This is a genomic window from Arthrobacter sp. Y3223065 (genome assembly GCF_059090885.1).
Genome location: NZ_JBNHGC010000002.1, coordinates 175758 through 198846, shown reverse-complemented (window position 1 = coordinate 198846; position 23089 = coordinate 175758). Strand labels below are relative to the sequence as shown.

Below are 23089 nucleotides of genomic sequence, written 5' to 3'. Positions count from 1 at the left end.
GCAGGGACGCCCCGCCTGCAACGGGTCAGCTCCACCGGAACGTGATTGAGGCATAGTAAAAGGCATGACTGCAGATATCCCCGGCACCCGCCGCGTCCTGATCCTCAACGGCCCCAACCTGAACCTGCTGGGCACGCGCGAGCCGGACGTTTACGGCACCGCCACGCTGGCCGACGTCGAGCAGCTCGCCACCGACGCCGCGGCCGCCCGCGGCTGGACCGCCGAGTGCGTCCAGTCCAACCACGAAGGGGCGCTGATCGACGCGGTCCATGCTGCCCGCGGCACGGCCGATGCGATCATCATCAACCCCGGCGGCTACAGCCACACGTCCGTGGCGCTCCGGGACGCGCTCTCCGGCGTGGCCCTCCCGGTGGTCGAGGTGCACATCTCCAACATCCACCGGCGCGAACAGTTCCGCCACCACTCCTACATCTCCGGCGTCGCGGACGCCGTCATCGCCGGCGCGGGCATCACGGGCTACCGGCTCGCGGTCGAATACCTCGCCGAGGCCCTGTAGCGGGACGGCCACGGGACGATGGGCGGACAGCGAGGGGACACCGCCGGCTGGTACCGGAACTTCGGCCTGTACGAGGCCGCAGGCCAGTCCCCGGTGTACGTCGAGTGGGCCCTGGGCATCAGCGACGATCCCGAGGTCTTGGCGCTGATCGATACCCTGCCCGCGTCGAAGCGCCAGCCCAACCTGGTTTTGGCGGCAGCCCGCTCCCTTGGCGCCGGCGCCGCCGGATACGCGGGCTTCCGCGACTTCCTGCTCTCGCGGTGGGACTCGGCCCGGGCGGTGGCACTGGCCCGCACCACGCAGACCAATGAACCCGGCCGCTGCGCCGTCTTCCTGCCGTCCCTGGCGGCCATCGCCGCCTCCGAATCCAAGCCGCTGGCGCTCATCGAGGTGGGCGCCTCGGCGGGGCTGCTGCTCTATCCCGACCTGTACCGCTACCAGTACGACGGCGGTGCGGTCTTCGCGCCGCGGCCCTCACCTGCCGCCGGGGCCGGGGCGGAAGCGCCGGAGGCTGCCCCTGCCGGCGGTGCCGCACCGGAGCCTCCGCTGCTGGAATGCTCCACCTCCGGCCGCCCGCCGCTGCCCGGGTCGCTGCCCGAAGTCTGCTGGCGCGCCGGAATCGACCTGAATCCGCCGGACATCACCGATGCCGGCGATGTCGCCTGGCTCGAGGCCTTGATCTGGCCGGGGCAGGAGTTCCGCGTCCTCCGGCTGCACCGGGCCCTCGAGGTGGCCCGCCGCACACCGGTCCGGCTCGTGGCCGGCGACCTCACCGAGCAACTGCCCGCGCTGGTGGCCCAGGCACCTGAGGATGCCGCCGTCGTCGTGTTCCATTCGGCGGTGCTTGCCTACCTGCCCGAGCGGGACCGGCGGCGGTTCCGCACCCTGGTGGAGGGGCTCATCCGGGAGCGGGGTGTGCACTGGCTCGCGCACGAAGGACCCGGGGTGATGCCGCTGCCGGAAGACGACTCCGGCATTCCGGGCCTAAACGACCGGACCCAGCGGGGCCGCTTCCTGCTCTCGCACAACGGGAAACCTGTGGCCGTCAGCGGCCCGCACGGCCAGTTCTTGGACTGGCTCCGTCAGGACAACAGCTAGCGGGTCACGCACTGGCCGGCGGAGATGGTCTCCTGATAGCCGAGGGCTTGGTCGACGACCGGCTGGACCTCATCCAAGGTCAGGGCGTAGCCCACCGGGACGTTCTCCGTGGACTTGGCGAACACCACGCCCGCCACGTTTCCGTCGGCATCCAGCAGCGGTCCGCCGGAATTGCCCTGCTGCACATTCGCCGCCAGCGTGTAGACCTCGAGCGACGACGGGTCCGCGCCGTAAATGTTCTGCACCAGCACCTGCGAACGGCCCTGCACGGTGGCCGGTTTGCTCTGGAAGGGACCGCCGGCCGGGTAGCCCTGGAACGCCGCCAGGTCGCCTTCGGACAGTTCCCCTCCCAGCGGCAGCGGCCGCACGTCCAACCCGTCCACGGCCAGGACGGCCAGGTCACGCACCGGGTCGAAGAACACTACCCGGCCGGGCAGCACCCGTCCGTCGGGGATTTCCACCACCGGTTCGTTGACGCCGGCCACCACGTGGGCGTTGGTCAGCACGCGGTCCGGTGCCACCGCAAAGCCGGACCCGGTCTGGTTCTGCCCGCATTGGAAGGCCGTCCCCGCGATCCGCAGCACGGAGGCCGCCGCCTCGTTCAGGGCCGCGGTATCGGTGCTGGCGTCGGGAACCTGCGCCGATTCCTGCGGCACCTGCGGGTCGAGGACCAGCGGGATGCCGTCCGCAACGACGATGGAGCGCACCTGCGCCGCCCACGCCTTTACCGGATCCGGGGTCAGGTTTTCGATCGAAGCGATCACCTTGGAGGCGGCGATCTGTTGCGAGATGAACGGCACGCCCATGGTGCCCAGGCTGAACGCCAGCATGGAGATTACCAGCGCGGTCACGGCCAGGTTCATCACCCCGCCCAGCAGCCGGTCCAGCGGCCGCAGCGGCGGGAAGTCCATCCGCCGTCGGATGGCTCCGCCGATTCCCGTCCCCAGGGCGTGCCCGAGCACCACGAGCAACATGGCCACGGCAATGGCTGCGGTCAGCCGCCAGGCGCTGTCCGGAACCCATTCGCTGACCAGCGGGATGGCGAAGAAGGCTGCCACCGCTCCCAGGGCGATGCCGGCTATGCCGCCGAGGGTGAGCAGGAAGCCCTTGCGCAGACCTGAGACCAGGTACGCCAAGAGGATCAGCAGCAGGACGATGTCCAAGATGGTCAGGCCGAAAATCACTCATTCTCCGTTGCGGTGGGATGTGCATAAGTCTAGGCGGTCCGACCGCGGGAATTATTAACCGCCGTTACCGGTTGTCACTTCCGGCAGCCCGTGTCGGTGCCCGATGCCGGCGCTTTCCTCCTCTGGGAGCGAAAAGCCTTGTGGAAGATGTCACAGGGGCTTTACATGCGGCAAAATGGAGAGCAGTGCCCCCACGGGCGGGCAGCTTGAACCCCAGCCGAACAGTACTAACTTGGAGAATTCATGGACGTAGAGATCCTTCGCCGCGCACCTCTTTTTGCCACCCTTGACGACGACGTTTTCGCCGCGCTGACCGACGAGCTGACCGAGGTCGATCTGTCCCGCGGCGCATCGGTGTTCCGCGAAGGTGACCAGGGCGACCAGCTCTACTTCATCGTCTCCGGCAAGATCAAGCTGGGCCGCACCGCTGCCGACGGCCGCGAGAACCTGGTGGCCATCCTCGGCCCGGGCGAGCTCTTCGGCGAGATGGCCCTCTTCGACCCGAGCCCGCGCAGCACCTCCGCCACCGCCGTGTCCGAAACCCGCCTCGCGGGGTTGAAGAACGAGAACCTGCGCGGCCTGCTGGAGACCCGTCCCGAGGTATCGGCGCAGCTGCTGCAGGCCCTGGCCCGCCGCCTCCGCCGCACCAATGACTCGCTGGCCGATCTGGTCTTCTCCGACGTTCCGGGCCGTGTGGCCAAGGCACTGCTGGATTTGGCCGACCGCTTCGGCCGCCCCGCCACGGACGGCATCCTGGTGGCGCACGAACTGACGCAGGAAGAGCTGGCCCAGCTGGTTGGCGCCTCCCGCGAAACCGTCAACAAGGCGCTGGCCGAGTTCGTCCAGCGCGGCTGGCTGCGACTGGAGGCACGCGCCGTAGTCATCCTGGACATCCAGCGGCTGCGCCAGCGTTCGCGCTGATCTTCGGCTGAAAAGTACGACGGCGGGGGCTCACCGATGGTGGGCCCCCGCCGTCGTCGTTGTGGTCGGGAGGATGGATTTAGGTCCCCGGCCACGGGTCCAACGCGGCGAGCGGGATCCATGTCGGCGGAGCGGGCTCAGTGTCGGCGGAGCGGGCTCAGCGTCCCCGTTGGGCGGCGCCGCCTTCGGTGGCGGAGTTGGCCGCGACCTGCAGCATGGGCACACCCTCAACCTGGATCAGTTCGGGGTGGTAGAGCCGCTGCGGGCGCTTGTGCGAGAGGTAGGCAATGCAGCCGCGGGCGCCGGCGATCTTTTCCACGATGATCTCCACCGCCGGCGAGGTCACTTCGCTGAACGTCAGCCCGCGGGTGTCGGGTTGGTCCACGAGATCGCCGAGCGCCGTGGTGTTCCGCCCGGCCACCAGCTCCTGCGCCGGCAGCCACGAGGCCCACACGCCCTTGCTTTCCAGCAGGGACGGCCGTTGGTTGGCCGGCTGGGCCGCAGCGAAGTAGCGCGTATCGAAGCGTCGGTGAGCGAAGTCCGGGCTGAGCCAGTGGGACACGGGTTTGAGCAAGTCCGTGCGGACGCCGAGTCCGCGCTTGCCCAGCGCTTCGCCGAAGGACTTCTCCTGGTCGGCCACGGCCTCCCGGGTCCGCATCCAGTCGGCGCCGGACGTGGATTCCGGCATGGTGGATTCGTCCGGGCCGGCCAGCAACACGCCGGTTTCCTCGAACAGCTCGCGGACGGCCGCCACCACGTGCGCGTGGGCCAGGCGGTGGTCGTCCAGCCCGAGCATCTCGGCCCATTTGGTCGGCGAGGGACCGTACCAGGTCACCGGGTCGCCGTCGGTCTCCTCCACGCTGCCGCCGGGAAAGGCCACCGTGCCCAGCGGAGAGGACCCCGTCCGGTAGCCGAGGTAGGTTTCCGTGCCGGCTGGCCCGTCCCGCACCAGGACCACGGACGACGCCAGCCGGGGCTTCCGCGGCGTGCGCTCTCCGTGTTGGAACCAGCTGTGGGCCGCGCCCAGCTGGTCCGGCGCCACGGGGAAGAGCCGCTGCTCCTCGCGAAGCGGACTAGCTGAATTCGGCAATCAGTTCTACCTCGACCGGCGAATCCAGCGGCAGCACTGCCACGCCGACGGCGGACCGGGCGTGGGCGCCGGCCTCGCCGAGGACCTGCCCCAGCAGCTCGGAGGCGCCGTTGATCACACCCGGCTGGCCGGTGAATTCCGGATCGGAGGCCACGAAACCGACGACCTTGACCACCCTGGTGATCCGGTCCAGGTCACCGATGACGCTCTTGACTGCAGCCAAGGCGTTCACGGCGGCCGTCGCGGCCAGGTTCTTGGCCTCCTCGGCACTGACCAGGCCGGCACCGTCGCCCACCTTGCCGGCGGCCGGAAGTTCGCCGTTGACGAACGGGAGCTGCCCGGAGGTGTACACATAGTTCCCCGAGACAACCGCCGGTACGTAGGCGGCCACCGGAGCTGCCACGTCCGGCAGGGACAGACCCAGACCGGCCAGCCGCTCTTCGACGCTGGACTTCCGCGCCTCTGTCGTTTCCGTCATGGCTACTGCTTCTCCCGCTTCAAATAGGCAACCGGATTGGTTCCGTTCGGTCCGGGGAACACCTGGACGAGCTCCCAGCCGTCCTCACCCCACTGGTCCAGAATCTGCTTGGTCGCGTGGATAATGAGCGGAATTGTCGCGTATTCCCATTTGGTCATAACTCAAAGGGTAGCGCTTGCTTGTAAACTGAACCCCATGGCCGCTCGCAAATCCCCCTTCTTCGACACTGCGACCACCCTGGGCAAGATCGTTGGCTTCTTGGGTATCAGTGCGCTCTGTGGCGTTCTCGCAGCCGGCCTGCTGGTTCCGGCCGCAGCCGTAGCCGGTGTCGGGGCCACCTCATCGATCGAATACTTCGACCAATTGCCGGACGAACTGCAGACGCAGCCGCTGGCCCAGCCGTCGCGGATCCTCTCCGCCGACGGCAAATTGATTGCCACGTTCTACGCCGAAAACCGCGTCCCGGTGACCTTGGACAAGGTCTCCCAGCACATGCAGGACGCCATCATCTCCATCGAGGACGTTCGTTTCTACGAGCACAACGGTGTGGACCCCCAGGGCATCATGCGCGCCGCGGTGACGAACATGGCCGGCGGGGACCTGCAGGGCGCCTCCACGCTGACCATGCAGTATGTCAACAACGTGCTGATCGACGCCGGTGCTTCCGCGGGCAAGGGCGCCGAAGAGCTGACCATCAGCGGCACCAAGGACATCGGCGACAAGCTGCGCGAGGCGAAGCTGGCCATCGCCGTCGAAAAGGAATTCAGCAAGGAAGAGATCCTGCAGGGCTACCTGAACATCGTGTTGTTCAGCGGCCAGGTCTACGGCATTGAAGCTGCGGCGAAGACCTTTTTCGGTGTTCCCGCGGCCAAGCTGAACATCCAGCAGTCGGCCATGCTGGCCGGCATGGTGCAGTCGCCCAACTACTTCAATCCGGTGAACAATCCGGAAGCGACGGTGGAGCGGCGCAATACGGTGCTGTCCGCCATGCTTAGCGCGGGCAAGATCACCCAAGAGGAGTACGACGAGGCCGTTGCCAGCGACCTGGGCTTGAACCTCAAGCCGGTGCGTTCCGGCTGTGTCGCGGCGAACTTTGCCGACTACTTCTGCAGCTACGTGCAGCACGCCATCATGCAGTCCGATGCGTTCGGCGCAGATTCCACGGAGCGGGCGAAGCTTCTGGCCCGTGGCGGCCTCACCATCAAGACCACGCTCGACTCCCGCCTCCAGAAGGAAGGCCAGAAGCAGATCGAGCAGGAAGTCCCCGTGGGCGATGAGTCCGGCGTCGGCTCGTCCATGGTTTCGGTTGAACCCGGCACCGGCAACATCCTGATGATGGCCCAGAACACCAACTACAGCCCCGAAGACGGCGTGGCCAATACGGAGCTGAACTACAACGTCGACGCGGATATGGGCGGCGGCAACGGCTGGCAGCCCGGCTCTACGATGAAGCCCTACACAATGGTCGCCTGGCTCGAAGCAGGCAAGGCGCTCAACGCATCGGTCGACGCGCGCCGGACGGAGTACCCGGCGCAGTACAACTGGAATGCCAGCTGCCTGCCTCCGGACGCGTGGTTCAGTGAGTGGGACTTCCAGAATGCGCTGCCCGGTTTCGAGCGGACCATGACCGCCAGCCAGGGCCTGACGTGGTCGATTAACTCTGCTACCGCAGCCATGGCCGCGCAGCTGGACCTCTGCGACATCCAGGATGCGGCAACCCGCCTCGGCGTTCGCACGGCGACGGACAAAGAGCCGATCAGCATTGAGCACCCGTCCTTCATCATCGGCACGACCAACGTTTCCCCGATGACGATGGCGGCTTCGTTCGCGGCGTTCGCCAACGGCGGCGTGTACTGCAAGCCGATCGCGCTGACCTCCGTCACGGATGCCCAGGGCAACGAGTACGAAGTGCCGAAGAAGTCCTGTGAACGGGCGATCTCGGAAGAAGTCGCTGCTGCCGTCAGCGTCCCGCTGGAAAACCTGGTCAACCTGCAGCTGGGCGGAATCCATCCGATTGGTGTTCCCTCCGCTGTCAAGACCGGCACGACCGACAAGTCTGAGTACACCTGGACGGTGGGCTACACCAAGGGCATCTCCACTGCTTCCTGGGTGGGCAATCCGAACGCCTACAAGTCGATCAACAACATTCCGATCAACGGCGTGACGCGCAGCTACGTGGACGGTGCGACCATTGCCGGCGGCCAGTGGACCGATTACATGGAGAAGGTCGCCGGCTTGTATAAAACGGGCGAGTTCGGCTCCGCGCCGAGCAGCATGATGTATCCGCCCCGACCGGTCCAGGCCCCGGCACCCTCCGAGTCGAACAACAACTCGAATTCCAGCAACAGCAGCGACGAAGGCGACGGGGATTCGGGCGGTGACTCCGGCGATTCCGGCAACGGAAACGGCAATGGCGGAGGCAATGGAAACGGCAACGGCAACGGTGGAGGCAACGGAAACGGCAACGGGGACGACGACTAACCGTGGACACTGACTTGCTGCGAGCACGGCTCCGTACCGCAGGCACCCTGGCCCTTGGGGCCACTGCCGCGGGCGGGGCCGCGCTCGTCTACGGCTCCGTTATCGAGCGGAACCTGTTCAAAGTACGCGAAGAAACGCTGCCCATCTTGCCTGTCGGCAGGGGCCCCCTAAAGATCCTGCATCTGTCCGACATCCACATGACACCCGGGCAGACGCTGAAGCAGAGGTGGCTGCGGCAGTTGGCCTCGCTGGAACCGGATCTGGTGGTCAACACCGGCGATAACCTCAGCCATCACCAGGCCGTAAAGCCCCTGCTGGACTCGCTTGCGCCGCTAATGGACGTTCCGGGCGTGTTCGTCCCGGGCTCCAACGATTACTACTCTCCGGTGATGAAGAACCCGTTCTCCTACCTCACCGGCCCCTCCACTCAGCCCAAGGACTATGCGGAGCGTGAACTGCCGTGGCGTGAGATGCACGCGGCGTTCGGCACCGCCGGCTGGGTCGACTTGACCAACCGGCACCAGTCGCTGGTGGTGGGCCGCGTGCGGCTGGACTTCACGGGCGTGGACGATCCGCACTTGCAGCGCGACCGTTATGCGGGGTTCCCAAACGGTTCGACTACCGCCGATGAAGCCGCATACCTGCGGATCGCGGTGGCCCACGCCCCGTACCAGCGGGTGCTGGACCGGTTTACTGCCGACGACGCCGACCTGATGCTGGCCGGGCACACCCATGGTGGCCAGGTCTGCATCCCCGGCTACGGGGCCTTGATCAGTAATTGCGATCTGCCCACTTGGCGCGCTCGTGGACTGACGTACTGGGAGCACGAGGGGCGTAGCGTCCCGTTGAATGTGTCGGCCGGGCTGGGAACGTCCCGTCTGGCTCCGGTGCGCTTCGCCTGCCGCCCGGAGGCTGTGCTGCTGACGCTGACACCGGCGGCTCCGGCCGGCGAAGTCCCGGCCGGCGCCCCCGGGCTTAGCTGAGCGCAGAAGCTCCGTCCCGGGCGAATGCCCATCGCTCAACTGCGCGCAGAAGCCCGCTCCCGGCGGAGGCATCGCTCAACTGCGCGCAGAAGCCCGCTCCCGGCGGAGGCATCGCTCAACTGCGCGCAGAAGCTCGCTCCCGGCGGAGGCCCATCAGCTAGCACAGAAGCTTATGGTGCCATTTGTCCGACAAAGGCTGTGCTTTTCCACTTAGCACGCCGCTTATGCGTTCCAACTGTCCCTGCGCGTCCACCCGCACATGCATCCAGGTTCGCCCGCGCTCCACCTGCGCCGGATTGGTCAAGGTGCGGCTTGGAGTGGTTGGGGTGGGACGTGGGTTTGCCAGTAGGAGTTGCGCAGCGGTTTGCGGCGGGGGTCGATGTAGTCCGGCGGGGTGAACCAGGGGATGCCGTCGAGGACGTTGATCTCCCAGTTGCCTTGCTCGATTAGGTCGTGGTGGAGCAGGCAGAGGCACACCCCGTTGTCGACGGTGGTGCGGCCGCCGGCCCACCACGGGATGATGTGGTGTGCTTCGGTCCAGAACGCGGGCATGCTGCACCCGGGGAAGGCGCAGCCCTTGTCCCGGGCGACCAGTGCCCGGCGGATGGCGCGGTTGAAGAACCGTTGCGACCTGCCCAGGTCCAGGATTTCGCCCTCGGAGCCGAGGACCGCCGGGATGATCTCGGCGTCGCAGGCCATCCGGCGGACCGTGGTGGCCGAGACAGGTCCGTTGAAGACCGCGCTGCCGCCGCCGGAGAGCAGCCCGGCCAGCTGGTCATACCCGGCGGTGACGATCACCTGTGTACGGTGCCCGCCCGAGTCCGGGAGCCTGCCGGTGTTCAACGCGATCCGGCAGGCCCCGACCAGGCCGGCCAGCAGCTTCTGCGCCCGGGTGGCATCGTCCATCGCCTCCACCACGGACGGATCCACCGCCCCGCGGCCATCAGCCCCTGCCGACCCAGCCCCTACAGCCGGAATCATTTCCGGGTCGGCAGCGCATGTGGCGGCTGCGGCGTTTGCCACGCCGGTCCCGGCCGCACCAGCATGATCCGTGCCTGCCGCTGTGCTGCGTGCGTCGGTTTTTTCCGCGCTGCCAGTGCCGGGGCCGGCGGACCCTGCCGTGCCACCTCCACTTCCGCCGTTGGCGGCGGTGTCGATGGCGTCGGGGCGGATCCGCGGGTTCGCGGCGCTGTTCATCACGGTGGCGAGAGCTTCGTACTGGGCATCGGTGGTGTTAATGACGAACTGGTGCAGCCCCCGCCGCCGGCCCCGGTAGAACATGCCCTGCCGGACCCGCAGTTCCTCCTCCGTCGGCTCGGCACCGTCCTGGTCGACCGCGGTTTCCCACGTCCTGGCGACCATCACCAGGGTGTCGGCATCGGCCTCTACGGCCTGCCGGACCAGCGACGCTTCCATCGCCTGCAACGCCTCCGGCGTGCCGGCGTGCCGGGCCCGGTCCAGCGAATCCACCACCACGGCCGCGGCCTGGCCGCTGACCTCACCGCCGGCCATGGCCGCCGCCAAGACCGGCAGCGCCGGGACACCGGGTTCCCCGTCGAACCGCACCGGCGCTGTGATCGCCTTGCCGACCCGCAGCCTGCGCCGCGCCTCGACAATACCGATCCCCAGCCTTGAGCGCAGATACTCCCCGGTGTTGGCAAACTCTGTCTTGCGGCGGCGCGGCGCCTGCTTGGACCCGGACAGGTCCGGGTTCGCGGCCTCCACACCGCCGGTGTTGATCGCCGCCGCCGGGTCCGCCCACTCCCCCGCATCGCCGGCCGCGGCGCCGGCTCCTGGTCCGGGTCCGGGCGCCGTCGAGTGTTCCCCGTTGGCAGCAATGTCCGCCCGCTCCACGGCTAGGGCGCCGACGGCCTGCAGGAACTCCACAAGCTTCGAAACGTCCTCCACCGCCGCGACGGTATTGGCAAGATCCCGGGTGGACAGGGACGCCGAGTCGGCGGGAAAGCAGTCAGCGACATCCTGCAGCAGGACACACGCCTGGGCCAGGGATGTTCCCATCTCCACGGTGCGGTCCAACGGTGCAAGAGCCATACCACAATTTTATTCGTACACACATTCGACGGCCATCGAAAGGAGCCATTGTGTAGGAGTAGTGCCGGCCCAGAGGCAGTGCATGCGGTAACAATGGGAGCGGCCCGGAAAATCATGCAAGCTGGGCCTCCGGGTGACGGCCACACCAGCAGCCCGCTCGCGCACGATGCAGTTGGAAAGCCACCAGCCCGCGAACGCACTGTGACAGGCGGTAGGCAGCCCGCTCACCCACGATGCCAGATGGAAGGCCAGCAGCCCGCGAACGCACAATGACAGGCGGTAAGCAGCCAGCGAGCGCACGATGCCAAGGGAAGCGCGATGCTAGGCGGAAGCTGCCGTCTCCGCGCGTCCGGCACGCCACTTGGACCAGCCGTACAGGCACAGGACCCCCAGCAGGACGGTGACGACGATGCCGTCCTGTGCAAAGAGGACCTGCGGGTTTGCGCCCGCTGCCACTGCGGCCAAACCCATCAGCGAGAGGGTGACGCCGAGCCACCAGGCTTCGATAACGCCGCGCGCGAGCCCGAGGTACAGCAGCGGTGTCAGGAGGCTGGCGACCACTACTTCAGCAATGTCCCCCGGGCTGGCCATGTGGGTCAGCATCATGGGCAGCACCTCGATACCGAAGAACACCAGGACCAGCACCGTCAGGAGGGCCGCGGCTAGCCAATCGGGCCGCTGGACCGGATGGACCGGAACCCCGCCCGCCGCTAACCGCCGGCGCCACCGCCACCATCCGTAGGCGGCCACCGCGGGCAACACCAGGACGGCAAGGCTGAAAGCGCCCGCCACGCCCATCAACACCATGGACAGAACCGGTTCCACCAGCAGCACCAGCCAGCCGGGCTGCTTCCGCAGCGCCAAGAGCAGGACGGCCACCACTTGCAGCAGCGGAAAGAGCATTGACATCCACAGGACCAACCCGAAGCCGTGCACCACGTCCGCCAGATCCATGCTCTCCCCCGTTGGTGAATGGTTCGGCCCAGACTAGCGAGCATCGGTTTCCCAACGCGTCGGCTCGCGCCGGGCCGTCGGTGATCGACGCCTCAACCCCGGTCGCTAGGATAGTTGCTGCGGTACACGAAGCCTCCGAACCACTGCGATGAATCGACCACATGACTGAGTTATCCCTCTGGCGCTCGATCGCCCGGCTCAAACACTATGTCCGGCCCATCCTCCCCCGGCTGATCCTGGGATTCTTCAGTGCCCTCGGTGCCAGCCTGGTGGCGCTGGCCATCCCCCAGGTCTTGCGCGGCCTGGTGGATACCATCCATACCGGCGGCCACCCCTCGGAAGTCTGGGGCCCCGCCGTCGTCATTGCCGTTCTGGGTTTGGCCGAGGCCGCCCTGGTGTACCTGCGGCGCGTGTTCGCGATCGCCCCCGCCACGGACGTGGAGATGGGCATGCGCACCAGCTTCTACCGGCACGTGCAGCATCTGCCGGCCGCCTTCCATGACCGGTGGGGTTCGGGCCAACTGCTCTCCCGCGCCATGGCCGACTTGGGCCTAATCCGCCGGTGGCTGGCGTTCGGGTCGCTCATGCTGGTGGTCTCCTTCGTGACGGTGGTTGCGGGGCTGGCGCTGATGTTCGCGTTGAACCAGCTGTTGGGATTGATCTTCCTGGTCGCCGCCGTACCCCTTGTCTGGCAGGGGTTCCGCTTCCGCACCGCGTTCGGCGCTTCCTCCCGGCTGAGCCAGGACCAGGCCGGGGACCTCGCCACCACGGTGGAAGAATCGGTGCACGGCATCCGGGTGCTCAAGGCCTTCGGCCGCGGCAAGTACGCGCTGGAGAACTTCCACGGCCAGGCCGAAGAACTGCGCCAGACCGAACTGGCCAAGGCCCGCACGCTGTCCAAGTTCCTGGCCACCGTTGTTTCGCTGCCCGATCTGGTGCTCGGCGCCGCGTTGGTCATCGGCATCATGCAGGTCTCCGGCGGACACATGACCGTGGGCGACCTGGTCGCCTTTTTTGCCACCGCCGCCGTGGTGGCCGGGCCGGTGGAAGCGATCGGTTCCCTGATGGGCATGACCCTGACGGCGAAGACCGCCCTGGACCGGCACTTCGACGTGATGGATACGAAGAACACCATCACCGACCCGGACGTACCGGCGCCGCCCGGCTCCGTGCGCGGGGAACTGCGCCTGTCCGACGTCGTCTTCCGCTATCCCGACGCCGCCGCGGACGCGCCCCCGGTCCTCAAAGGCGTGGACCTGCACGTGCGTGCGGGGGAAACTTTGGCGTTGGTCGGGGTCACCGGCTCGGGCAAGAGCACCCTGCTGCAGCTGATCCCCCGGCTGTACGAGGTCACCTCCGGCGCCGTGCACCTGGACGGTACGGATATCCGTCGTTTCCCGCTGGCCGAGCTGCGCGGCCATGTGTCGGTGGCCTTCGAGGATTCCACGCTGTTCTCCACCTCGGTCCGGGACAACGTGCTGCTGGGGGCCCATCGGAACGGCGAAGATCCAGAAAAACTGCTCTCCCGGGCGCTCGAGGTGGCGCAGGCCCGGTTCGCCTACGACCTGCCGCAAGGCGTGGATACGCGGATCGGCGAGGAAGGGCTGAGCCTGTCCGGCGGGCAGCGGCAGCGGATCGCGCTGGCCCGGGCCATCGCGGCCCGCCCGGCCGTGCTGGTGCTGGACGACCCGCTCTCGGCCCTGGATGTGCGGACCGAAGAAGCGGTGACGCAGCGGCTGCGGGAAGAGCTGCGCGGCACCACCACCGTGATCGTGGCGCACCGGCCCTCCACCGTGGCGCTGGCCGACCGGGTGGCGTTGCTGCAGGACGGCCGGATTGCCGCCCTCGGCAGCCACTCGGAACTGCTGCGCAGCAGCACACACTACCGGTACGTGATCGCCTCGCTGGCGGCCGAGCCCACCGTCGAAGACGTCCTGGACGCGAAGGAAGCCCGATGAGTTCCATGACCGGAGTCGCCGGCGAAGACAACATCAACCTGGACCAGGCCGACCGCAAAGCCGTCAGGCGGCGCTCGTTGCGCCTGCTCGGCGAACTTGTGTCTCCGCACAAGCGGCTGTTCGCGCTCTCGATTGTGCTGGTGGTGGCCAGCAATGCCGCCCGGGCAGCCGGTCCGGTGCTGGTGGCCTTCGGCATCAACAATGCGCTGCCGGCCTTCACCGGCGGCGACGCCACTCCCCTGGTGTTGGTCGGCGCTGCCTACGCCGCCATCGCAATTGCCGGCGGATCCCTGCTGGCGGCCTACATCTACGTCACCGCCCGGCTCAGCCAGGCCATGCTGCTGGCCCTGCGGGTCCGGGTCTTCCGGCACACCCAGCGGCTGAGCCTGGAGTTCCACGAAACCTACACGTCCGGCCGGATCATCTCCCGGCAGACCTCGGACCTGGAGGCGCTGCGGGAACTGCTGGACAACGGCGTCACCCAGCTGACCTCCGGCGTGATGTTCATGCTCTTCACGGCCGTCAGCATCGTGGGACTGGACTGGAAGAGCGGGCTGATCATCCTGGTCGCCGCCATCCCCATTGCCTTCGTCACCCGGTGGTACCAAAAGGGCTCCGAGCTGGCCAACCGGGCCTCCCGGGTGGTGTCCGCCCGGTTGATCGTGCACTTTGTGGAAACCATGACCGGCATCCGGGCGGTCAAGGCCTTCCGCCGCGAGCAGGAGAACTCCGAGCGCTACAACGAGCTGGCCGCCGACTACCGCGGCGCGACCCTGAGGAACATCAAGTACTTCGGCGTGCTCCAGCCGGTGTTGAACGGCGTCGGCAACCTGACCGTGGCCGTGGTGCTGCTGATCGGCGGCTTCCGGGTGCTCGACGGCGACCTTGCCATCGGCACCCTGGTCGCGGTGCTGCTGGCCACCAAGCAGGTCTTCCGCCCCACCGAACAGATCGCCATGTTCTACAGCTCCTTCCAGTCCGCGGCCTCCGCGCTGGAGAAGGTCTCCGGGCTGCTGGAAGAAGAGCCGACCATCGTCCCCCCGGCCCGGCCGGTTCCGCTCAAGGACGCCCGCGGCGCGATCCGGTTCCGTGATGCCGTCTTCGGCTACGGGGACGGCCGGGTGGTGCTGCCCAGGCTGAACCTGGACATTCCCGCCGGCCAGACGGTCGCCGTCGTCGGGCAAACCGGAGCCGGCAAGTCCACCGTGGCCAAACTGATCGCCCGCTTCTACGACCTGACGTCCGGATCGCTCACCCTGGACGGCATCGAGCTGCGGCAGCTGTCCAACGAAGACCTGCGCCGCGCCGTCGTGATGGTCACGCAGGAAGCGTTCCTGTTCAGCGGCAGCGTCGCGGAGAACATCGCCCTGGGCAACCCGGAGGCCAGCCGCGCACAGATCGAAGACGCGGCCCGCGCCGTCGGCGCCCACGAGTTCATCCTGTCGCTGCCCGAGGGTTACGACACCGACGTGAACAAGCGCGGCGGCCGCGTCTCGGCCGGCCAGCGGCAGCTCATCTCCTTCGCGCGCGCGTTCCTGGCCGACCCGGCCGTGCTGATCCTGGACGAAGCCACCGCGTCGCTGGACATCCCCAGCGAGCGCCAGGTCCAGGAAGGCCTGCAGACGCTGCTGGGCAACCGCACGGCGCTGATCATCGCGCACCGGCTCTCCACCGTTGAGATCGCCGACCGGGTGCTGGTCATCCACGAGGGGCGGGTAGTCGAGGATGGCTCGCCGGCGGAACTGATCGCCGGCGACGGCCGCTTCGCCCAACTGCACGCCGCGTGGAAGGACTCACTCGTCTGACACCGGCCGGGCCGCCGTCGATTTCTCCTTTGGGGGCTGTCTCCGCTATCCTTGAACAGTTGCTTTCGCGGCCGTCACGACGACGGCGGGGCAACGGTATCGGGGTGTGGCGCAGCTTGGTAGCGCGCGTCGTTCGGGACGACGAGGTCGCAGGTTCAAATCCTGTCACCCCGACCAATCACTGAGAACTCCCGCTGCTCATCGGAGCAGCGGGAGTTCTTGCTTTTCCGCTCCCGGAACCGGTTTGTACCGGAGGAAAGTTGTGAACCCGGCCCTAGAGCGGGAAGTATGGTCCCATGGGGTCATTGCAGCGCTCGGCGCTCATCGTAGGGGCCGGAATCGGCGGGCTCGCCACTGCGCGGGCCTTGCAACGAACCGGCTGGAAAGTCCACGTGGTCGAACGCGCCGGAACGCTGCAGCAGCTGGGCACCGGGTTGACGATCTGGGCCAACGGGACGCGCGCCCTGCAGCGCCTCGGCGTACTGGACGCGTTTGAAGGGGCCTCCCTCCCCGTCGGCGGCAGCTCGCACGACCAGTTCGGCAACGTGCTGTCCACTTTCAGCAGCGAAGACCTGCGGCAGCGCTACGGCCACCCGCTGCGTTCCATCCACCGCTCCGACCTCACCACGCTGCTGAACGACTCGCTCTACGTCAACACGGTGCACCTGGGTCTGCAGGCGGTGAAGTTCCGCCGCGATCCGCACGGCGGGACGGTCACGCTGAACAACGGCGGCTCCCTCCACGCCGACCTGGTGATCGGCGCGGACGGCTTGCGCTCGCTGGTCCGCCACGACCTGGTCGGAGACGGCGCCCCGCGCGCCTCCGGCATCACCGCCATGCGGGCGGTCTGCCCGATCGGCGACCTGGATCCCGACTGGCTGCCGTGGGGCGAGTCCTGGGGCAACGGGGAAGTCTTCGGCATGGTCCCGCTGCCCGGTGGCCTCATCTACTGGTACGCCACCATGCCCAATGACGCGTTGGCGCAGGACGACGAAGTCCTCTGGCGCACCCTGGCCCTGCAGCGCTTCGAGGGCTGGCACCCGGCCGTCCGGGCGGTCATCGGCGCCACGAAGAGCCAGGACATCATGGCGCACGAACTGTTCGACCGGAAACCCGCGGCTGTCTGGTCCGGCAGCCACGCCACTCTGGTGGGCGACGCCGCGCACCCCATGTTGCCGTTCCTGGGCCAAGGTGCGGGCCAGGCCCTCGAGGACGCCGTCGCGCTGGCCGACGCGCTGGCCGCCGACTGGGACATCACCACGGCCCTGCGCAACTACGAACGGGCCCGGGCCCCGCATGCCGCCAAGGTCGTCGAGCGCTCGCGCAAGATGGCAGGCATGGCACGGCAGCGGAAACCGTGGAAGCAAAAGCTCCAGCGGACGTTGATGAGCAAGGCGCCGCAGGCCCTGGTCTTCAAGCAGTTGGACGACGTCGTCGGCCGCGTCGACAAGTGACCCGGGGCGGCGCCGCAGCGCCCTCACCATTGACTCCGCCCGCGCCACGTACTGGAATGGAAGATAACTCCGTCAGCAGGGGTGTCGATGTTCCTCGCAGAGTTTGCGCAGCTGGCCGTGGCAACGGTCCTGCTTGCCGCCGTGGTTTTCCTAACCTCCTACGCGGTTGAACGCGGCCTGCGCCGCCGTCCCGATCCGGACACGGCCTTCTGGTACTGCTTCTCCGGGCTGTGCTGCGCCCTGGCCGTAGTACTCGCCGCCGCGGTCGCCTTCCCGGCCGCCGTGCCGCTCTGGCTGCTGCTCGCCGCCGGCTGCGCCGCGCCCGCCGTCTGGCGGATTAGCCGTTCAGCCGCCGCCGCCATCCGCTACCAGGACACGCGGGACTGGCATGGCGCCGCGGCGCAACACGACGCCCTCCGGGCCCGCTGGCTGGCGTACGAACTGGATCCGGCGCTGGCCATCGACTACCCGGACATGTCGGACGTCTCGCGCCCGGAAACCGCTGCCATGCTGCGTGCCCTGAAACGTGCGGACGCGCTGCGTTCCCTGGGTCCCGCTAACGACGGCGGTGCCAACGCCTATCCCGCGGCCGTCGCCGAGGCCGAGGTTCGGCTGGCGGAAGCCCAACGTGCCTCTGGCCACAGAAGGTAGCCGGAAAGCCCGTTCACCACGGTCGCCCGCACCGACAGGCGCAGTGCCATCTTTGGGTATGATCTCGCGCATGGCTTTTCGCGCGGGTCGGCAGGTTAACCAATGAGGCGCCCCCACCACCGCGCCGGTTCGCGCGGTTGGACCGGCGTCCGGCGGGGAAATCCGCCCAAACAACCGGTGGTGCCGGTAGCGCTGCGGACCAGGCCCTTCAAATGGGCATTCCTTGCCAGCCTCGGTGTCGGGGCCGGCGCAGCCGTGCTGAGCGCCCTCATGTCCTTAGGGTCTGTGTTGGTGTACATAGGACTGGCATTTTTCATTGCGCTGGCCTTCGAGCCCGTTATCCGCTGGGCCACATCGAAAGGTTTTCCCCGGTGGGCTGCTGTCCTCGGCATCATTACACTCAGCATCGCCGCCGTGATTGCGCTGTTCCTCATCATCGTCCCGGCGCTGTCCAGTCAGATCCTTTTGCTCATCAACTCGGCCCCGTCGATCGTCGACGGCTTCCTTGCCCAGCCGTGGGTTCAGGACGGCATTGAGTGGGTCGGGTCGAGCGTCGATGTGGAAGGCCTACTGGACCAAGCTGTCACGTTCATTTCCGATCCAGGCAACCTGTCTGCGCTCGGCAGCGGCCTGCTGTCCATCGGATCCACTGTGGTGAACGGCGTGACGGCGGTGATCGTGGTCACCATTCTCAGTCTGTACTTCACATCCACCCTCCCGGCGACCTTACACAAGGCATACCAGGCTGTTCCTCGGTCCAGAAGGAAGCGGACCGCCGAGCTCGCGGATGAAGTCTTTCTGACGGTGGGGCGCTACGTCGCAGGTCAGCTGGTATTGGCCCTTGTCAATGGGCTGTTCGTGTTCACCGTCCTTAGCCTCATTGGCGCGTCATTCCCGCTGTTCCTGGCCCTGTTGGCCTTCGTGGGTGCTTTGATTCCGGTGGTCGGCACCATAGCGGCCTATGCCATCATCGCGCTCTTTACGCTGATGGTTTCACCTGCCACGGCTCTCGGCGTTGGGCTCGTCCTGCTGGTCTATGCACAGATCGAGGCTTATGTTTTCACCCCTCGCGTGATGGCCCGTGCTGTTGCGGTCCCCGGCGCCTTGGTGATTATCGCCGCGATCGCGGGCGCCACGCTCGGCGGAATCCTCGGCGCTCTCGTCGCTGTCCCGGTCGCCACCGCCGCGGTGCTGATCTACGAACGGGTCCTCGTTCCCCATCAGCAACAAGCGTAGGCGGCTCCGCTGCCGGTTAGGCGAACGTCCGGCCGGTGAGCCGTTCGTAGGCCTCGACGTAGCGGGCCCGCGTCTTCTGCACGATCTCCTCCGGCAGGGCCGGCGGCGGGGTGTCAGAGTTCTTGTCCCAGCCGGAGGCCGGCGAAGTCAGCCAGTCGCGCACGAACTGCTTGTCGAACGACGGCTGCGTCTGGCCCGGCTCATAGGTTTCCGCATCCCAGAAGCGCGAGGAGTCAGGGGTCAGCACCTCGTCGCCCAAGGTGATCTCCCCCGTCGTCGGGTCGACGCCAAACTCAACCTTGGTGTCCGCCAGGATGATTCCCCGCTCCCGTGCGATGGCTTCGGCCCGCGTGTAGATCTGCAGGGTCTTCTCGCGCAGCCGGGCGGCGGTCTCCGCGCCGACGGTCTGGACCACGGCGTCGTAGGTGATGTTCTCGTCATGCTCGCCTACTTCGGCCTTGGCCGAGGGGGTGAAGATGGCGGGCTCCAGCCGGGAGCCGTCCACCAGGCCGGCGGGCAGGGGCAACCCGCACACGGTCCGGGATTGGCGGTACTCGGCCAGTCCCGACCCGGTGAGGTAGCCGCGGGCGATGCATTCCACCGGGTACATGTCCAGTTTCTTGCAGACCATGGCCCGGCCGGCCACCGCATCGGGCACCTCGGTGGACACCACGTGGTGCGCCACCGGGTTGTCCCCCTGGGCGAGCTGTTCAAACCACCACAGGCTCAGCTGGGTGAGGATCCGGCCCTTGTCCGGGATCTCGCTGGACAGCACGTGGTCGTAGGCGCTGATCCGGTCGCTCGCCACCACCAGCACGGTGTCGTTGCGCCGGTCCAACAGGCCTTCGGCGGCAATATCGTCGCTGGCCGTCTCCACCTGCTGCGGGGCGGCCGGGAAGTACAGGTCGCGGACCTTGCCGGAATAGACGTGCTTCCAGCCGGGCAGTTCGAGTACTTCGGGGGCAAAAGCCATGGTTTGACGGTCCTCAGTCTCTCTGTGCGCCGGCCCGGGAGTTCGTGCCGGCCGCGGGCACCTTGATCTTGCCCTCGGCGGCCAACAAGGCAATGTCGTTGCGGTACTGCGACCCCTCCAGGCTGATGGCTTCGATGCCTTCGTAGGCACGTTCGCGGGCTTCCACCAGGTCTTCACCCAGCGCGACGACGGCGAGCACGCGCCCGCCGGCGCTGACCACCTTGCCGTTCTCGTCCAGGGCGGTCCCGGCGTGGATCACGTGCACGTCGGTCAAGGCGTTGGCTTTCTTCAGGCCGCGGATCCGGTCCCCGGTGCGCGGAGTTCCCGGGTAATTCTCCGAGGCCAACACCACCGTTACGGCAGACCGCTTGGACCAGACCAACTGTTCGGCGTCGTCCAGTTCCCCCTTGGCGGCGGCCAGCAGCAGCCCGCCCAGCGGAGTGCGCAGCCGGGCCAGTACCGCCTGGGTTTCCGGGTCCCCGAAGCGGGCGTTGAATTCGATCACCCGCACGCCGCGGCCGGTGACGGCCAGCCCGCAGAACAGCACACCCACGAACGGGGTGCCGCGGTGAGCCATCTCGCGGATGGTCGGCAGCGCCACGCGGTCCATGACCTCGTCGACGAAGCCGGGCGGCAGCCAGGTCAGCGGGGTGTAGGCGCCCATGCCGCCGGTGTTCGGGCCCTCGTCGCCGTCGTATATCCGCTTGAAATCCTGCGCCGGTACCAGCGGAATGGCGCGTTCGCCGTCGGAAATCACAAACAGGGAGACCTCCGGGCCGTCGAGGAATTCCTCGATGACCACGGAACCGCCGGCATCGAAGCAGGCCTGGGCGTGCGCCAGAGCGGCGTCGCGGTCTTCGGTCACCACCACGCCCTTGCCGGCCGCCAGCCCGTCGTCCTTGACCACATAGGGGGCCCCGAACGAATCCAGGGCTTCGGCCGCTTCCTCGGCGTTGGTGGCCACGTGCGCCATGGCGGTGGGCACGTTCGCGGCGGCCATGACCTGCTTGGCGAAGGCCTTGGAGCCTTCGAGCCTGGCCGCTTCCTTGCTGGGGCCGAACACCGGGATCCCGGCCGCGCGCAGGGGGTCGGCCACGCCGGCGGCCAGCGGGGCCTCCGGGCCCACTACCACCAGGTCGGACTCCAGCCGCCGGGCCAGCTCGGTCACCGCCACCGGGTCGCTCGCATCCACCGGGTGCGTGGGCACGATCTGCGCGATGCCGGCGTTGCCTGGGGCTGCATGCACCTCGGTGACAAAGGGATCGGCCAGCAGGGAACGGATTATTGCGTGCTCGCGGCCGCCGGGGCCGATCACAAGTACCTTCACAAGGAACTAGCCTACTGGGCGCGGGGCGGAGCCTCGAAGTTGTTGCACCGGCCCCTAAACTAAGTCCATGCCCGAGACATTCAAAGCCGCGGACGCCGTGGAACTGGCCGTCGTTGAACGCAACGGTTTCATCGAGTCCCGCCACCTGGGCTCCGCGGTGGTCATGGCCGCGGACGGCACCGTGGTGACCGAACTCGGCGACATCACCGCACCGATCTTTCCGCGCTCAACCCTCAAGCCCTTCCAGGCCCTGGCGGCCATGCAGTCCGGCGTCCCGCTGCGCGGCGACCAGGTGGCCCTGGCCTGCGCCAGCCACGTGGGATCGCTGGAGCACATGGACGTGGTGGAGGGCATGCTCAAGGCCGCCGGCCTGACCGAAGCCGATCTTCGCTGCCCGCCGGCGTGGCCCCAGGACGAGCAGGCGCGCGGCTGGCTGGTCCGCACCGAACGCGGCCAGCAGCGGCTGTCCTTTAACTGCTCCGGCAAGCACGCCGCCTTCCTCTGGGCCTGCGTGGAGAACGGCTGGAACACCCACACCTACCTGGAACCGAACCACCCCCTCCAGCGCCGCGTGATGGAAGTGATCGAGGAGTACGCCGAGGAAAAGATCGAGCACATCGCCGTCGACGGCTGCGGCGCCCCGGCACCCGCGGTGTCGTTGACCGGCCTGGCCCGGGCCGTCGGGAAGCTGGCGAAGGCGCCGGCGGACAAGAACGCCGATGCCCGCGCCGCCACCATCGCCACCGCCATGCTGGACTACCCGTGGGCGGTGCACGGCTGGGGCCAGGAAAACACCGTAGTGATGGAGGAGTTGGGGGTCGTTGCCAAGTCCGGCGCCGAGGGCGTGATCGTGATGGGCACACCCCGCGGCGTCTCGGTGGCGGTGAAGATCCTGGACGGCAGCGGCCGTGCCGCGTCGCTGATCGCGCTGACCCTGCTGGCCGCCTGCGGCGCCGTCGACGTGGACAAGGTCGGCCCGGTGCTGGAGGACGTGGTCAAGCCGGTGCTGGGCGGCGGCCAGCCCGTCGGGCGGTTGCGGCTGGCACCGCCCATGGTCGCGCTGCTGGACTGAGCGCGGAAGGACCTTTTGATGGGAGTACGACGCCGGATCCCGGCTCAGGAGGGCACCGCCGCCCTGGGTGCGTGGCGGGGCGGGGCCACGGACCGGAAGACCACTGCCACGGCGGTGCGGTACGCCTTGGAGGAACTGGCCGAGCGTGCCCCCGGCAACAGCGTCGAGGTGCGGGTGCCGCCGTTCGGCGTCGCCCAGTGCATCGAGGGCCCCCGGCACACCCGGGGCACACCGCCGAACGTGGTGGAAACCGACCCCGCCACCTGGTTGGCCCTCGTGACGGGCGCGCTCGGGTGGGACGCCGCCGTCGCCGAGGGCAAGGTGGCGGCCTCCGGGCTGCGGGCCGAACTGGCGGACAGGCTGCCGCTCTTCGCCCGGTAGGCTGGAATGTATGACTTCTGAGCAAGAACCGGCTCGCGACCGCAGACCCATCGAGCCGGAGCGCCGCGACGTCACCGTTCGCCGGGCGCCGAAGTTTGCGCCCTTCATCTTTGTCTGGGCCGTGCTGGGCGTCGTGCTGGCCGCCGTGTCCGCTTACACCGGGCCGGAGAACGAGGAGTTCACCCGCGGCACCGTTTTCGCCTTCCTGGCCGTGCTGTTTGCCTTGGGCGGCATCCTGGTGGGATCGCTGCTGTTCCTGCTGATCGACCGTGCCAGCGTCAAGCGCGCGAAGCACGTGACGGCGGTTGCCGAACCGGGGCAGGAAGATTCGGCGGACCCCGCAGCGGATCCCTCGGGCCCCGCTGACCTTCCGGAGACGCCCGGTGACCGGGCCGGAAGCACCGCCATCACCCGCGAACGGGACGGCGAAACCGACGGCGACGCCGAGGGCGAACGCACGGCGTAGCCTGC

21 protein-coding genes and 1 tRNA gene are annotated in these 23089 nt (G+C 67.9%); 14 read left to right on the top strand and 8 right to left on the bottom strand.

The features are described from left to right. Positions 1 to 64: 64 nt before the first annotated feature. A complete protein-coding gene (gene aroQ / locus AC5RUK_RS05815; protein ID WP_493989536.1) occupies positions 65 to 517 on the top strand; it encodes a type II 3-dehydroquinate dehydratase in 453 nt (150 codons plus the stop codon). 18 nt (positions 518 to 535) lie between these two features. Then, a complete protein-coding gene (locus tag AC5RUK_RS05810) occupies positions 536 to 1615 on the top strand; it encodes a DUF2332 domain-containing protein (RefSeq protein WP_494151618.1) in 1080 nt (359 codons plus the stop codon). On the opposite strand, the gene AC5RUK_RS05805 is transcribed toward AC5RUK_RS05810, so the two are convergent. Further along, a complete protein-coding gene (locus AC5RUK_RS05805; RefSeq protein ID WP_494151913.1) occupies positions 1612 to 2796 on the bottom strand; it encodes a MarP family serine protease in 1185 nt (394 codons plus the stop codon). The two genes, AC5RUK_RS05810 and AC5RUK_RS05805, sit on opposite strands and share 4 nt — an antisense overlap. A gap of 249 nt (positions 2797 to 3045) precedes the next feature. Here AC5RUK_RS05805 and AC5RUK_RS05800 point away from each other — a divergent pair, with 249 nt between their 5' ends. Then, entirely contained in the window at positions 3046 to 3723 is a 678-nt protein-coding gene (locus tag AC5RUK_RS05800; RefSeq protein ID WP_493966729.1) for a Crp/Fnr family transcriptional regulator, read from the top strand. Positions 3724 to 3880: 157 nt separating this feature from the next. On the opposite strand, the gene AC5RUK_RS05795 is transcribed toward AC5RUK_RS05800, so the two are convergent. Genes AC5RUK_RS05795 through sp36 form a run of 3 tightly spaced genes read right to left on the bottom strand, consistent with a single transcriptional unit; the run spans position 3881 to position 5449 of the window. Next, a complete protein-coding gene (locus AC5RUK_RS05795; protein WP_493989538.1) occupies positions 3881 to 4813 on the bottom strand; it encodes an NUDIX hydrolase in 933 nt (310 codons plus the stop codon). After that, the gene (locus AC5RUK_RS05790) at positions 4797 to 5291 is read right to left on the bottom strand and encodes a RidA family protein (protein ID WP_493989539.1); all 495 of its coding nucleotides are present in this window, start codon (positions 5289 to 5291) and stop codon (positions 4797 to 4799) included. Before AC5RUK_RS05790 ends, AC5RUK_RS05795 begins: the two co-directional genes overlap by 17 nt. A 2-nt stretch (positions 5292 to 5293) precedes the next feature. Next, positions 5294 to 5449 (bottom strand): Sp36 family protein, encoded by a 156-nt coding sequence (gene sp36, locus AC5RUK_RS05785; RefSeq protein ID WP_493978079.1) that lies wholly within the window; start codon positions 5447 to 5449, stop codon positions 5294 to 5296. A 37-nt stretch (positions 5450 to 5486) separates the two neighbouring features. On the opposite strand from sp36, the gene AC5RUK_RS05780 reads away from it, so the two are divergent. Together AC5RUK_RS05780 and AC5RUK_RS05775 are read left to right on the top strand one after the other, a co-directional pair. After that, positions 5487 to 7772, top strand: coding sequence for a transglycosylase domain-containing protein (locus AC5RUK_RS05780; RefSeq protein ID WP_493989540.1), 2286 nt, complete (start codon positions 5487 to 5489; stop codon positions 7770 to 7772). Between the two features lie 2 nt (positions 7773 to 7774). Next, entirely contained in the window at positions 7775 to 8755 is a 981-nt protein-coding gene (locus AC5RUK_RS05775) for a metallophosphoesterase (protein WP_493989541.1), read from the top strand. A 300-nt stretch (positions 8756 to 9055) separates the two neighbouring features. Here AC5RUK_RS05775 and AC5RUK_RS05770 read toward each other — a convergent pair whose 3' ends face one another. After that, complete coding sequence (locus AC5RUK_RS05770) at positions 9056 to 10807, bottom strand: HNH endonuclease signature motif containing protein (protein ID WP_494151617.1); 1752 nt, start codon at positions 10805 to 10807, stop codon at positions 9056 to 9058. A 321-nt stretch (positions 10808 to 11128) separates the two neighbouring features. Beyond that, positions 11129 to 11761: a nicotinamide mononucleotide transporter gene (locus AC5RUK_RS05765; protein WP_494151616.1), complete on the bottom strand. Its 633-nt coding sequence runs from the start codon at positions 11759 to 11761 to the stop codon at positions 11129 to 11131. Between the two features lie 161 nt (positions 11762 to 11922). On the opposite strand from AC5RUK_RS05765, the gene AC5RUK_RS05760 reads away from it, so the two are divergent. The 6 genes from AC5RUK_RS05760 (at position 11923) to AC5RUK_RS05735 (ending at position 18865) form a co-directional block, all read left to right on the top strand. Continuing rightward, positions 11923 to 13719, top strand: coding sequence for an ABC transporter ATP-binding protein (locus tag AC5RUK_RS05760; protein WP_494151615.1), 1797 nt, complete (start codon positions 11923 to 11925; stop codon positions 13717 to 13719). Then, entirely contained in the window at positions 13716 to 15524 is a 1809-nt protein-coding gene (locus AC5RUK_RS05755; protein ID WP_494151614.1) for an ABC transporter ATP-binding protein, read from the top strand. Before AC5RUK_RS05760 ends, AC5RUK_RS05755 begins: the two co-directional genes overlap by 4 nt. A gap of 100 nt (positions 15525 to 15624) precedes the next feature. Beyond that, a tRNA-Pro gene (locus AC5RUK_RS05750) sits at positions 15625 to 15701 on the top strand. A 119-nt stretch (positions 15702 to 15820) separates the two neighbouring features. Then, positions 15821 to 16978 carry an FAD-dependent monooxygenase gene (locus AC5RUK_RS05745; protein ID WP_494107517.1) on the top strand — a complete coding sequence of 386 codons (1158 nt, stop codon included), beginning with the start codon at positions 15821 to 15823 and terminating at the stop codon, positions 16976 to 16978. A gap of 87 nt (positions 16979 to 17065) precedes the next feature. Beyond that, positions 17066 to 17629, top strand: coding sequence for a hypothetical protein (locus AC5RUK_RS05740; protein ID WP_493989548.1), 564 nt, complete (start codon positions 17066 to 17068; stop codon positions 17627 to 17629). A 102-nt stretch (positions 17630 to 17731) separates the two neighbouring features. After that, positions 17732 to 18865 carry an AI-2E family transporter gene (locus tag AC5RUK_RS05735; protein ID WP_494151613.1) on the top strand — a complete coding sequence of 378 codons (1134 nt, stop codon included), beginning with the start codon at positions 17732 to 17734 and terminating at the stop codon, positions 18863 to 18865. A 16-nt stretch (positions 18866 to 18881) separates the two neighbouring features. Here AC5RUK_RS05735 and AC5RUK_RS05730 read toward each other — a convergent pair whose 3' ends face one another. Beyond that, positions 18882 to 19838: a phosphoribosylaminoimidazolesuccinocarboxamide synthase gene (locus AC5RUK_RS05730; RefSeq protein ID WP_494151612.1), complete on the bottom strand. Its 957-nt coding sequence runs from the start codon at positions 19836 to 19838 to the stop codon at positions 18882 to 18884. 13 nt (positions 19839 to 19851) lie between these two features. Further along, a complete protein-coding gene (gene purD / locus AC5RUK_RS05725; RefSeq protein ID WP_494107513.1) occupies positions 19852 to 21165 on the bottom strand; it encodes a phosphoribosylamine--glycine ligase in 1314 nt (437 codons plus the stop codon). A 67-nt stretch (positions 21166 to 21232) separates the two neighbouring features. Here purD and AC5RUK_RS05720 point away from each other — a divergent pair, with 67 nt between their 5' ends. Genes AC5RUK_RS05720 through AC5RUK_RS05710 form a run of 3 tightly spaced genes read left to right on the top strand, consistent with a single transcriptional unit; the run spans position 21233 to position 23084 of the window. Then, on the top strand, positions 21233 to 22237 hold the full coding sequence (locus AC5RUK_RS05720; RefSeq protein WP_494151611.1) for an asparaginase: 1005 nt from the start codon (positions 21233 to 21235) through the stop codon (positions 22235 to 22237). A gap of 18 nt (positions 22238 to 22255) precedes the next feature. Continuing rightward, on the top strand, positions 22256 to 22618 hold the full coding sequence (locus tag AC5RUK_RS05715) for a sterol carrier family protein (protein WP_493989553.1): 363 nt from the start codon (positions 22256 to 22258) through the stop codon (positions 22616 to 22618). Positions 22619 to 22628: 10 nt separating this feature from the next. After that, positions 22629 to 23084, top strand: coding sequence for a hypothetical protein (locus AC5RUK_RS05710; RefSeq protein WP_494107511.1), 456 nt, complete (start codon positions 22629 to 22631; stop codon positions 23082 to 23084). The last annotated feature ends 5 nt before the right edge of the window (positions 23085 to 23089 follow it).